The organism is Saccharothrix deserti (assembly GCF_009769385.1).
Classification (GTDB): domain Bacteria; phylum Actinomycetota; class Actinomycetes; order Mycobacteriales; family Pseudonocardiaceae; genus Actinosynnema; species Actinosynnema deserti.
In genome coordinates this window covers 1-12,289 of the sequence record NZ_VKAB01000089.1, presented here as the reverse complement: position 1 = coordinate 12,289, position 12,289 = coordinate 1, and the positions used below count along the sequence as shown (strand labels likewise).

Here is a 12,289-nt window from a genome sequence, read left to right as displayed (position 1 = left end):
CCGGAAAGGTGCTCCTGAACTCGCACGGACAAGGCCCTAGACAAGCCATATCCTTGCAGCTCAGAGCACCTTTCTCTATGAGCTGGCCACTCTCACGCCAATCCCCCGTGAAAGCAGCGGGCTAGGGTTCGCCGGTGGCCTGCGCCGACTGGCCGACGTGGTCCCCCACCTGCGGGATCTCGGGTTCGTCAACCTCGACGGGATCGACGACCTGGGCGAACTCGCACGCTTCCCGAACCTGGCCACGGTGTCGATCCGCCGTTGCGCGGTCGACGACATCTCGCCGCTGGAGGCCGTAGAGTCCTTGAGAACCCTGGAAATCAGCACCCCGGTCATGCCGGACTACCTCGACCAGATCAGACTTCGAGTACCCCAGGTGTCCACATTGACTATATTGTCGAACCCGGACGATCAGCGCGACATCGACCTGTCGGCGTTGGGAGATCGGCGGATGACCGTGCGCGTCTACCGGGGTCGGCATCGCATCGTGGGTGCGGGCAAAGGCATCAAGGTCGAACGAATTTGACGCCGCGCCGCCAGACGTCGACCACGGCACTGGTCGCGGTGATGTCAGTGGTCGGGTCGCCGTCCACCAGGAGCAGGTCCGCGCGCAACCCCGGCTCGACGCGGCCACGATCGGTTAGTCCGAAGTGGACAGCAGGCACGCTGGTCGCCGAAGCCAAGGCCTCCAAGGGGGTCAGGCCCGCCTGCGTGAGCAGTTCCAGTTCTCGGTGCATGCTCACGCCGTGCTGAGGTGCGAAAGGGTTGGCGTCGGTGCCCGCCACGATCGGCACCCCGGCCCGGTGCAGGGTGCGGGCCGCGTGCATCGCTTGCTCGAAGCTGCCGTGAGCCGCGTGGTCGACCGCGCCGCTCTGTCCAGTGATCGACTCGAAGTACACGAGCGTGCTGACCACGAAGATCCCGCGCTCGGCCACCCAGCCGACCAGGTCGTCACCGGCGTCGCACCACACGTGGGCCAGGCCGTCCACGCCCGCGTCCACCGCGATCCCGACCTCCTTCGCGGTGATGGCGTGGGCGATGACCTTCAGGCCGTGGTCGTGCGCCGTGTCCACCAGAGCCACGACCACCTCGGGTTCGAGGGCCGGGAGTCGGAGGCCGTGCACGGCACCGTCATCGATCACGACCTTCAGGTAGTCCACCCCCTCCGCCGCCCGCGCCGCCACGAAAGCCCGCGCCTGCTCGACATCGGCCACGGTCTCGAACGGTTGCGCGGCGTCACCGAACTCGTCGCCGATCGCCGCCAGCAGTTGGCTCGGGTGCCCGCCGGGTGCGGTGGCGAGGAGGCCCGCGCTGCGGAGGTCGGCTACGTCGTCGCGGGACGCGGCCAGCTCCCGTTGCCGGCGCAGGTTGCCCGGCAGGCAGAACATGTCCAGCTCGGTCGTCACACCGGCCGCCAGCGCCGCCGCCAGGCTGCCGTCGAACGTGTGCGTGTGCCCGTCGACGAGGCCGGGCAACAGGGTCTTGCCCCTGCCGTCGACCTCGACGTCCACGGGACCACCGGGCACGGCGATCAGCGGGCCGTCGATCAGCACGTCGGCACGGGGCACGACACGCCGGCCGTCGAACACGCGCACGTCACGGATCAGGGTTCGCATGGTGTCTCCTCAGAGGATCGGGAACTTCGCCATCTGAGAGGACCCGGACACCGGTGACTGTGACTTGCTGAGGTCCACGTCACACCGTGTCACAGTCCTGCCCCCACATCGCTCATAGGTTGCGGGACAAGAGAGGGAGGCGCCATGGGCGGCACGGACTCGTTCGTCGAGCACCGGGAACTGCTGTTCTCCATCGTCTACGGGATGCTCGGCACGGTCGCCGACACCGAGGACGTGCTCCAGGAGACGTGGCTGTCGTGGGCGCCCAGGCACAACGTCGAGAACCCGCGCGCCTACCTGGTCCGGATCGCGGTCAACCACGCGTTGCGCCGCCGTGAGAAGACGAGCCGCGAGACCTACCCCGGCCAGTGGCTGCCCGAACCCCTCGTCAGCGACACGGCGGACGAGGTGGTGCGCGGCGAGGAGTTCTCGATGGCCGTGCTGGTGGTGCTGGAAACCCTGACGCCCGCCGAACGGGCGGTGTTCGTGCTGCACGAGGTGTTCGGGTACGCGCACCCCGAGATCGCGGTCATCCTCGGCCGCAGTCCGGCGGCGGTCCGGCAGCTCGCGCACCGGGCACGCGAGCACGTCGAGGCCCGGCGGCCCCGGTTCACCGTGGACCCGCGCACCCGGCAGGAGGTGACCGAGCGGTTCATGGCCGCCACGCTGGGCGGTGACCTCGAAGAACTGCTCCAGGTCCTCGCGCCGGACGTGACGCTGTGGACGGACGGCGGCGGCAAGGGACCGGCGACGAGCCTGGAACCGGTGCACGGCAACGATCAGGTGGCACGGCTGCTGGTCGGCGTGGCGAAGAGCGTCCCCGGCACGACGGACCTGCGGTTCCGCCGCGTGCGCGACGACCCGGCGGTGCTGCTGTTCGCCGACGACGCGCCGTTCGCCGTGCTGGTGCTGGAGGTCCACGGTGACCGGGTCGGCCGCCTCTACTCGATCACCAACCCGGACAAGCTCGGCCGTCTGGGCTGACGCCCCGCCGTCAAGGACCTCCAGGCGTCAAGGACCTCCAGGCGTCAAGGACCTCCAGGGCCGATCCGGTCCCCGGACAACAAGGCCAGATCGCCGATCACCACGGTCGTGCGCGGTGTCGCCACGGCGTCCGCCACCCGCGCCACCACCTCGTCGAACACGGGGTCGTCGTAGTAGTCGCTGTGCCCGCGCAACGGCGAGGCGACCATGTCCGGGTCCGGGTCGAGGAATTCCGGGTCGCGCAGCCGCACGTCGTTGCCGCAGCGGACACCCCACAGCTTCGTGCCCGCGAACAGCGGCTCGTCCGCCGTCTCCGGCCACACCTGCACCGGCCCGCCCAACGGGTCGGTCAACCGGTGCACGTTCCACCACCGGTCGCCGAGTTCGTCGTGCAGGCGGGTCAGCTCGGTGCGGCCGAGGTAGTGCGGGAACAGCCGCGAGTACGCCCACTGCAGCTGCGAGCCGTAGGTGACCAGGCCGACCCGTCGCAGCGCCGCGATGGCGTCCGCCTGCCTGATGTACCGCTCACCGTCGGCCGGGTCGGGCCGTTCGCTCTCCCTGCGCAGCAACGACAACGCGGCGAAGCACACCACGCTGCCCTGGCTGTGCCCGGACAGCACGACCGCGCCCACGCCGTGGTGCCCGGCCAGCCGGACCGCGCGGGACGTCAGCTCGATGGTGGCCCGGCCGCCGTAGGGCGGCGGGCAGATCGGGTGCGCCAGCCGGGGCCAGAACGCCACCAGGTCCCACACGATGCCGACCGCCGTGCGCATCTTGGGGCTCTGCCACGTCCGCACACCCAACAACAACAGGACCACGACGAGACCGGACACCACGAGGCTGCCCAACGCGCCCAGGTCCTGCGCCGCGCGGCTCGACAGCCAGTCGGCCAGTCCGGGCGGCGGCGCGACCCGCCAGTCCGGGTGCACCAGCCGGGCCAGCGCGACACCGCCGCCCGCCGCCACCAGCACCCCGCCGAGCAACGCGGTCGCGCCGAGCAGCCAGTGGTAGCGGTACTTGGCCGAGGCGAGCCGCTGGTTGAACGCGACCTTGCCGACACCCGGCCGGTCCGGGCGGCCGGGGTAGTCGGCCAGCACACCCTCACGGATCGCCACGCCGATCGTATGCCGCATACAAGACACAGAACCGATCGCATACAACATACCGGCGACCGCCGCCGCGGCCCAGAACGCCCAGCCCGGCGCGGCCGTCCACCGCAACACCACCGCCACACCGGCGACCAGGGAACCGGCGGCGAACACGACCGCGCTCGACACCTGCCGCACCATGGCCGCCACGACCGGCGCCACCAGCAGCGGGAACGCGATCGCCAGCACACCCCACAGCCCCGCCCCGACCAGGTAGCTCGTGCTCAGCACCACCCCCGGCCGACCGGACTCCGGCACCGGATCGCCCACCCACTCCACGACCCGGTACGCCAGCCCGCCGCTGAACCCGACCGCCAGCGTGGTGGCGACGGCCGCGATCACCACGGCCGCGTAGCCGTGCCACATCGGCCGGAACCGCTTGTCCGCCACCATCAGCTCGACACCGCGCTTCGAGTACCGCAACTGCACGCAGGCGCCGAACAGGACGACGAGGAGCAGCATCGCCAACGCGCCCTGGATGTTGGTCACCGCCTCGAACCCGGCCAGCGGCGTCACCCCGCCGCTCGCGTCCGTCGGCACCCGCCACAGGAACGCCGTCGCCAGCCCGGCCGCGAGCAGCAGGTACGCCACCGACGCCCACTTCAACGCCCGCGAGTTCACCTTCCGCCGGTCGGGCGACATCACCACGCACCCGATGGCCCACAGCAGCACCAGCACGCCCAGGCCGATCACGGACCACGACAGCACGTCCGACGGCCGGTTCGGCTGCGCCGTCCGCAACGCCCCCGCGTACAGCACCCCCACCACCACGCACGCCGCCGCCACGTGCGCGTCACGCAGCACGGGCGTGCGCGGCGACGTGTGCCAGAACGCGTAGTCGCCCAGGCTCCCGGAGCGGGTCTCCCACGCGTGGTGGGTGCCCTTGGGCTCGTACAGGAACGTCTGCCGGCCGAACCACCACAGCACGGTGATCACCAGCCCCGGCGGCACCATGCCGACCAGCAGCATCGCCCCGAACGGCCAGTCGTCGAAGAACCCCAGCCACCCGTTGGCCGCACGGCACGCCACCGTGCCCGCGCACTGCCGCACCAGCAGCTCCAGCGACACGTACGCGGTGGCCGTGACCAGCATGCACGTCAGCACCAGCCCGAGCAGCCGCAACACCGCCTCGGCGAACCGGCCCGCGCCGAGCAGCGTGTACCGGGCCAGGTTGAGGATCGCGAACGGGATCAGCACCAGCCACAGCGCCCGGCTCGCGCCACCCGACGTGAACCGGCCCCAGTGGAACGCCTCGACGGTCCGGGTGCGACCGCTGGACAGCGCCCGCGCCGGTTTGCCCGCCCGCAGGAAGCGGGCGACGTCGTCACCGGCCACGGGGGTCGGGAACGGGTCGCCGAGCATCGCTTCCGGCGGGGTGCCGGACACCCCGTGCACCCGCAGTTCGACGACGTCCTCGGGACGCATGCGATCACCTGCCGTAGGTAGGCCGTGAGGTGTTGCCTACCGGATCGCCCGGATCGGATAAGCCGTTTCGGACGCCGAGCCACCCGGTTGGGTGATCCCAGGGCTGGTGGGAGCATCGTGGGTGAACGCCCGGTCGCCGATCGCGACCGGGCGCGTTCCGCGCCCCGACCCGAAAGGCTGCCTCCGGTGACCAAACCCGCCCGCCGCGACCCGAGCAAGCTCGTCGACGCCTCCGGGTTCCGCGAGTTCGTCCAGCACGGCTGGGGTCCGGCCGACCGCGCCGCCCGCCTCGCGCCCGGTGCCGCCCGGGCCGCCGCCGCGCACCGCGACCGGCTCAGCGCCGCGCTGCCCGGCGCGCGCATCGCCGTGGCCGCCGGCTGGGCTCCGGTACGGTCCAACGACACCGACTACGAGTTCCGGCCCGACAGCGATTTCTCCTGGTTGACCGGCTGTTCCGCGGAGGGCGCCGTGCTGGTCATGCACCCGGTGGCGGGCGGTCACGAGGCGGAGCTGTTCCTGCGCCCGCCGGCCGGGCCGACCGAACCGGACTTCTTCGCCAACGCCCGTGACGGCGAGCTGTGGATCGGCCCGGTGCCCGGCCTCGCCGAGTGGACCGAGGCGCTGGGCGTGCGCTGCCGCCCGCTGCACGACCTGCCGTCGGCGCTGCGCGGCAGGCTGCCCGCCGTGCACGCGACCGCCGGTGTCGACGCGCTGCTGGACGCGGTGGCGGGCGCCGACCACACGGCGGAGCTGCGGACCGTGCTGGCCGAGCTGCGCCGGATCAAGGACGACTGGGAGATCGGCCAGCTCCAGGCCGCCGTGGATGCCACGATCCTGGGCTTCGCCGACGTCGCCGCCGAACTCCAGACCGCGGTCAAGGGCGGCGGCGAGCGGTGGTTGCAGGGCACGTTCGACCGGCGCGCCCGGACCTCGGGCAACGGCCCCGGCTACGCCTCGATCGTGGCCGCCGGCCCGCACGCGCCGGTGCTGCACTGGGTGCGCAACGACGGCCCGGTGCCCGAGGACGCCGTGCTGCTGCTGGACGCGGGCGTGGAGCTGGCCACCCTCTACACCGCCGACATCACCCGGACGTTGCCGGTGTCCGGCACGTACAGCCCGGCGCAGCGGCGGGTGCACGAGCTGATCGAACGGGCGTCGGTGGCGGCGTTGGCGGCCGTGCGGCCGGGCGCGGCGTACCGGGACTTCCACCAGGCCGCGATGCGGGTGCTCGCCGAGGGCCTGCACGACTGGGGCCTGCTGCCGGTGTCGGTGGACGAGGCGATCGACCCGGACGGCCAGCACCACCGCCGCTACATCGCGTGCGGCGTGGGGCACTTCCTCGGGCTGGACGTGCACGACTGCGCCAACTCCCGGTCCACCGCGTACCACGACGGCACGCTGGAGGTCGGCATGGCGCTGGCCGTGGAGCCCGGCCTGTACTTCCACCCGAACGACGAGACCGTGCCGCCGGAGCTGCGGGGCATCGGCGTGCGGCTGGAGGAGAACGTCGTGGTGACGCCGGAGGGCAACCGGGTGCTGTCGTCGGCGCTGCCCAACGACGTGGCCGGACTGGAGGCGTGGGTGACCGGCGCGGGCCGGTAGGGGTTCCTCCGGCCGGGGTCACATCCCTCGTGCCCGGTACAGGCGCACCGACGTGATGGCGTGGTGCTCGACCTCCAGCACCTCGATGGTCCAGTCCGACACGGTGATCCGGTCACCCGGACCGTCCGGGATGCGGCCGAGCACCACCAGCACGAGGCCCGCGATGGTGGCGTAGTCGCCCTCGGGCGCGTCGGGCAGTTCGATGCCGAGGTCGACCAGGTCGTGCATGGGGAACGTGCCGGGCAGCACCAGCGACCCGTCCGCGCCGTTGCGCACCGCCATCACGTCCCGGTCGGTCTCGTCCAGGATCTCGCCGACGATCTCCTCCAGCAGGTCTTCGAGGGTGATGATCCCGTCGACCGCGCCGTGCTCGTCCACGACCAGCGCCAGCTGCTCGCGTTCGGCCTTGAACCGGCGCAGCGCGTCGGACACCCGCACCGAGTCGGGGAACACCACCGGCGGCCGGGCCACGTCGACCAGCCGGGCGTCGTCTTCGAGCAGGTCACGCAGGTGCACGACACCGACGACGTCGTCCAGGTGCCCGCCCCGCGCGACGGGTGCGCGGGAGTGGCCGGAGGCGGCCAGCTCGGCGCGGGCGGACGGCACGTCCAGCTCGGCGGCCAGCGTGACGACCGAGCGGCGCGGCACCAGGACCTCGCGCAGCCGGCGCTCGTTGATCTCCAGCGCGCCGGTCATGATCATGCGCTGCTCGGCGTTGAGGCCGCGTTGGGCGGAGACCAGCTCGCGCAGCTCCTCGGACGACATCTGCTCGGACTCGGCGTCCGCCTTGCCGCCGAACAGCCGGACCACGACGTTCGTGGACGCGCTCAACGCCCACACCGCCGGCCGCGAGACGGTCGACAGGGCGTGCAGCGGCCGTGCCACCAGCAGGGCCCACCGCAACGCGGACTGCATCGCCAGCCGCTTGGGCGCCAACTCGCCGAACACCAGGGTCAGGAACGTCAGCACGACCGTGACCAGCGCGATCGCCACCGCGTTCGCCGCGTCGCCGAGGAACGACAGCACCGGGACCAGCGGCTCGGCCAACGACACGGCCGCCGTCGCCGAGGCCAGGAACCCGGCCAACGTGATGCCGATCTGGATGGTGGCGAGGAACCGGTTCGGGTCACGGGCCAGGCGCGCCAGCGTCTTCGCGGAGGCCCTGCGGTCACGCTCCAGCGACCGCAACTGCCCCTCGCGCAGGCTGATCAACGCCATCTCGCTGCCCGCGAACAGCGCGTTCAGCAACACCAGCACCGCGACCAGCGCGATGGTCCACCCGTACCCGTCCACACCCACTCCGTACCCCGACCCGACAGGCGCGCAACGCTACCCGCGCGTTGGTCATTTCGAGTGGCGCCGCTGCCCTTGCGCCCCTCCCCTGGGCTACAACAGCCTTGGGGAGGTCTCATGGGGTCGGCTGCCGTGCACCAGTCGTTCGTCGTCGTGGACGTGGAGGGCTACGGCGACCCGACCCGGACGACCCACCACCGGCTCGCCGCGCGTGCGGGCATGCACCAGGTGCTGATGAGCGCGTTCGCCGACTGCGACCTGCCGTGGAACGACAAGGCGGTGGACGACGCGGGCGACAGCCTGATCGTGATCGTGCCCGGCGACGTCCCCAAGTCCCTGCTGGCCGACCGGCTGCCGACCCGCGTCGCGGCGAAGCTGCGCGAGCACAACGCGGTCCACTCGCACGGCGCCCGGCTGCGGATGCGGATGGCGCTGCACTCCGGCGAGGTCGCCTACGACGTGTTCGGCGGGAAGAGCAGCCCGGACCTGATCTTCGCCTGCCGCATCCTGGACGCGGACGACGCGAAGTCGGCGCTGAAGCACTCGAACGCGACCCTCGTGCTGATCGCGTCGGACCCGTTCTACCAGTCGGTGATCCTGCACGACCCGGCCGCGCACCCGAACGCGTTCCGGCTGGTGCGGGCGGACGTCAAGGAAGTGCGGGCCAAGGCCTGGGTCCGGCTGGTGGACGACTACCAGCCCGCGACGTCGGTCCAGCGGCTGCCGACCCCGCCGCCGCAGTCCTCGAAGATCACGGCGTTGCGGGCGGTCGTGGAGATCCTGCTCCGCACCCCCGGCTTCGACACCCGCGAGGGGCGCGACCTGGTGCTGCGCGACCTGCCGTTCGCCGCCTCGATCGCCCGCATGTCCACCGACCGCGCGGACGTCGTCAGCATCGTGCGGACGTGCGAGAACTACCCCGGTGGCGTGGAGACCCTGGTCGACGCGATCCGCTTCTACGCCGAGGGCACCACCGCCATGGCGGAACTGGACCGGTTGCCGGCCGCGCGGGACGCGGACGGGTGACCCGGTAAGGCGGCGACGTGCCGACCGGTGCCGAGGGCGCCGGACGCGCGCCGAAATCCGTGTGTCCCTTAGGGCTTCTCCCGGATGTCCGCACCGGAGTCGCTCGCCTACCGTCGCCGCAGTGCCGACGCTTCCGGCAGGCCGGCCGTCCCACTGCGAACCGCGTTGCCACGGAGGCTCCGATGAAGGCGATCGTCCAGGACCGGTACGGCTCGTCCGAGATGCTCAGACTGGAAGAGGTCGACCGACCCACGCCCGCCGACGACGAGGTGCTGGTCCGGGTGCACGCGGCCGCGGTCAACGCGTCCGACTGGCACATCATGCGGGGCGACCCGCGCCTGGCGCGGGTGGCGATGCCGGCGGCGTTCGGGTGGTCCGGCCCCAAGCGGAGGATCCGGGGCCGTGACTTCGCGGGCCGGGTCGAGGCGGTCGGCCGGCGGGTGGCGCGGTTCCAGCCCGGTGACGAGGTGTTCGGCGACCTCGGCTTCGCCGACGGGGCGTTCGCCGAGTACGTGTGCGTCCCGGACGAGGCGGTGGAGCGGAAACCGGCCGGCCTGACGTTCGAGCAGGCGGCGGCGATCCCGTTGGCGGGCAACACCGCCCTCATGGGCGTGCGCGACCTGGGCCGGGTGCGGCCGGGACAGCGGATCCTGGTCAACGGCGCGTCGGGCGGTGTCGGGACGTTCGCCGTGCAGATCGCCAAGTCGTTCGGCGCAGAGGTGACCGCGGTGTGCAGCGCGAGGAACGCGGAGCTGGTCCGGTCGATCGGCGCGGACCACGTCGTCGACTACTCCAAAGAGGACTTCGCCGCGAACGGGCAGCGTTACGACGTCGTGTTCGACCTGGTGGCGAACCGTTCGCTGACCGACCTCCGGCGGGCGCTGACCCCCACCGGCACGCTCGTCCTGAGCGGTGGCGGCGTGTCCGACGGCGGCAGTCTCGTCGGGCCCATGGGCATCACGATCAAGGCTCAGCTGATGTCCCGTTTCGTCCGCCACCGCCTGCTCACGCTCAACGTGACGACCAGCCGGGCGAACCTGGCGACGCTGGGCGAACTCGCCGCGTCCGGGGCGGTCGTCCCGGTCATCGACCGGACCTACCCGCTGAGCGAGGCGCCGGAGGCGATCCGGTACCTCGAACTGGACCACGCCCGCGCGAAGGTCGTCGTCACCGTGGATGGGGATACTCGACCGCATGAGGACCGGTCTCGTCCGTGATGTCACCTTCGCCGACACCAACACCGATGTCGTGTTGGCCGGCACGCTGACCTCGCCCGATCGTGGTGAGCCGGTCCCGGGTGTGGTCATGGTCGGCGGGTCCGGGCCAGCGGACCGGGACAACGACACGTACTTCCCGGTGATCCGCCGGCACCTGGTGGACGCCGGGATCGCCGTGTTGTCCTACGACAAGCGCGGCGTCGGCGGGTCGTCCGGGGACTGGCTCGACGCGACGATGGACGACCTGGCGTCCGACGCCGCCGCCGCGCTGGACTTCCTGCGCGCGCAACCCGGCGTGCGAGCCGGGGTCACCGGGCTGTTCGGCCACAGCGAGGGCGGCTGGGTCGTCCTGCGCGCCACCACCCTCCGGGACGACGTGCCGTGGGTCGTCACCAACGGCTGCCCCGGCACGACACCCGCCGTCCAGGAGCGGTACGCGATGACCACCGCCCTGGAGCAGACCAAGGGGGTCACCCGCGACGACGTCGACGCCGCCCTGGCCGCCTACGACCGCGTGGTCGAGGCCGGTCGGCGCGACGCCGACTTCACCGAGGCGACCCGACTCCTCCACTCCGCGCCGATGCCGACCGCGCTCGCCGACTACTGGGCCGAGGTGGACGAGCGCTTCTGGAGATTCCTCAAGCGCAAGCAGGACCACGACCCCGTGCCGGACGCGCTGCGCCTGCGCTGCCCGCACCTGGCGATCTTCGGCGGCGCAGACGAACTGGTCCCGGTCGCGGACAGCGTCCACCTGTTCACCGCCGCCGCCTGCCACCCCCACCGCGACCGCCGGGCGACGCTGACCGTCGAGGTGTTCGCCGGCGCCGACCACCGGGTCCTGGTCGACGGCGGCATCCGCCTCGCGCCCGGCTACCTCGACGCCCTGACCCGGTGGATCACCGCCCGGACGGCAGGCTGAACCCGACGGGGTGAGAGGCCGTGCCCGATTCCGGGCACGGTATTTGGTCCGGTGGTTGGCTGTGTCCATGCTGGAGTCCGTGGGAGACGAGGTACCGGGGAGACGCACGGCAACACCGCTCTGCGGGATTCTTCCCACCTTCTGCCGAAGGTGGGTGCGCATCGCGTAGGCCGGACGGGCGGCCCTTTCACCTGCGGCGTGGACGTCCTCGGCCAAGCCCGCCGGCAGGTCTACCGCTTCGCGGACATACCGCCGGGCGGTGCTGCAGGAGATGCCGAACCCGGCGGCGAGACGGGCGTGGGTGTCGCCGTTGCGCAGGTGGGCGAGTACGAGCAGCGCCTTGCGGACGTGCACGCACCGCGTCGACGAACCTGCACCTGATCGTGCACATCCCGGTGTTCCTGTCCGACCGGGTGGAGCACGTGAAGATCGAGGTGCAGCTGCGCACCATCGCGATGGACTTCTGGGCCACGTCCTCGAAGACTTCGCCGGACTCGACCACACCGGGGTCGAGTTTCATCGAGGCGATCCTCGCCGAGGCGCTTGCTGTGGTCAACGTCGTCCACTCCGTGAACCTGTCCGTGCGACGAACCCGTCTCGCGCGGCGCGACTCGCGTCAAGCGCGCCCTTGGTCGGCGGACACGGCTGTCCTCGGCGATGAGCCGAGTAGTTCGTGGAGTTGGCGTTGGGCGCGCTCGGCGTCTTCGGTGCGGTGTTGTGCCCGGTACAGCTCCAGGGCCTCCTCCCACACCGCACGGGCCTGGTCGTGCTGTCCGAGCGCGACATGTGGGTGACCGAGCCGGTCGAGGGTGTCCGCGGCGTTGTAGGTGTTGTCGAGATCCCGGAACTGGGTGAGGGCCTGCCGGTAGTGGTGGATCGCGCGGTCGTGGTGGCCGCTGTGGTGGTCGATGTAGCCGAGGCTGTCCAGGACGGCGGTAGACCGCCAGCATGTACTGGCCGGCCACCCGCTCGTCCAACGGCCACTCGACGGTGCGGATGGTCAGATCGGCCACCAGGTCCTCGCCGTGTCCGAGCCCCAACAAGGCGTCGGTGAGGTCG

Annotated in this window: 10 protein-coding genes and 1 pseudogene; 6 read left to right on the top strand and 5 right to left on the bottom strand. The window is 71.7% G+C overall.

Translation table 11 applies throughout. From position 1 onward, the window contains the following. Positions 1–157 precede the first annotated feature (157 nt). Positions 158–526: a hypothetical protein gene (locus FM051_RS48430; protein ID WP_158854549.1), complete on the top strand. Its 369-nt coding sequence runs from the start codon at positions 158–160 to the stop codon at positions 524–526. On the opposite strand, the gene FM051_RS48425 is transcribed toward FM051_RS48430, so the two are convergent. Next, complete coding sequence (locus FM051_RS48425) at positions 507–1,616, bottom strand: amidohydrolase family protein (RefSeq protein ID WP_158854547.1); 1,110 nt, start codon at positions 1,614–1,616, stop codon at positions 507–509. The genes FM051_RS48430 and FM051_RS48425 overlap by 20 nt on opposite strands. Before the next feature lie 144 nt (positions 1,617–1,760). Between FM051_RS48425 and sigJ the strand changes: the two genes are divergently transcribed. Next, entirely contained in the window at positions 1,761–2,600 is an 840-nt protein-coding gene (gene sigJ, locus FM051_RS48420; protein ID WP_158854545.1) for an RNA polymerase sigma factor SigJ, read from the top strand. Positions 2,601–2,644: 44 nt separating this feature from the next. Here sigJ and FM051_RS48415 read toward each other — a convergent pair whose 3' ends face one another. After that, positions 2,645–5,173, bottom strand: a complete 2,529-nt coding sequence (locus FM051_RS48415; RefSeq protein WP_202919490.1) for a hypothetical protein — start codon at positions 5,171–5,173, stop codon at positions 2,645–2,647. Between the two features lie 186 nt (positions 5,174–5,359). Here FM051_RS48415 and FM051_RS48410 point away from each other — a divergent pair, with 186 nt between their 5' ends. After that, positions 5,360–6,775: an aminopeptidase P family protein gene (locus FM051_RS48410; protein ID WP_158854543.1), complete on the top strand. Its 1,416-nt coding sequence runs from the start codon at positions 5,360–5,362 to the stop codon at positions 6,773–6,775. 18 nt (positions 6,776–6,793) lie between these two features. Here the strand turns inward: FM051_RS48410 and FM051_RS48405 are convergent, their stop codons facing one another. Beyond that, a complete protein-coding gene (locus FM051_RS48405; protein ID WP_158854541.1) occupies positions 6,794–8,068 on the bottom strand; it encodes a hemolysin family protein in 1,275 nt (424 codons plus the stop codon). A gap of 117 nt (positions 8,069–8,185) precedes the next feature. On the opposite strand from FM051_RS48405, the gene FM051_RS48400 reads away from it, so the two are divergent. The 3 genes from FM051_RS48400 (at position 8,186) to FM051_RS48390 (ending at position 11,230) form a co-directional block, all read left to right on the top strand. After that, complete coding sequence (locus FM051_RS48400) at positions 8,186–9,094, top strand: effector-associated domain 2-containing protein (RefSeq protein WP_158854539.1); 909 nt, start codon at positions 8,186–8,188, stop codon at positions 9,092–9,094. Between the two features lie 182 nt (positions 9,095–9,276). Then, positions 9,277–10,311, top strand: a complete 1,035-nt coding sequence (locus FM051_RS48395; protein ID WP_158854537.1) for an NAD(P)-dependent alcohol dehydrogenase — start codon at positions 9,277–9,279, stop codon at positions 10,309–10,311. Next, positions 10,289–11,230: an alpha/beta hydrolase family protein gene (locus tag FM051_RS48390; protein ID WP_158854535.1), complete on the top strand. Its 942-nt coding sequence runs from the start codon at positions 10,289–10,291 to the stop codon at positions 11,228–11,230. The genes FM051_RS48395 and FM051_RS48390 overlap by 23 nt, the downstream gene beginning before the upstream one ends. Positions 11,231–11,389: 159 nt before the next feature. Here FM051_RS48390 and FM051_RS48385 read toward each other — a convergent pair. After that, positions 11,390–11,575 (bottom strand): annotated as a pseudogene (locus FM051_RS48385) (helix-turn-helix domain-containing protein); the annotation flags it as partial. A gap of 271 nt (positions 11,576–11,846) precedes the next feature. Then, on the bottom strand, positions 11,847–12,107 hold the full coding sequence (locus tag FM051_RS48375) for a hypothetical protein (RefSeq protein ID WP_238413220.1): 261 nt from the start codon (positions 12,105–12,107) through the stop codon (positions 11,847–11,849). Positions 12,108–12,289: the final 182 nt, after the last annotated feature.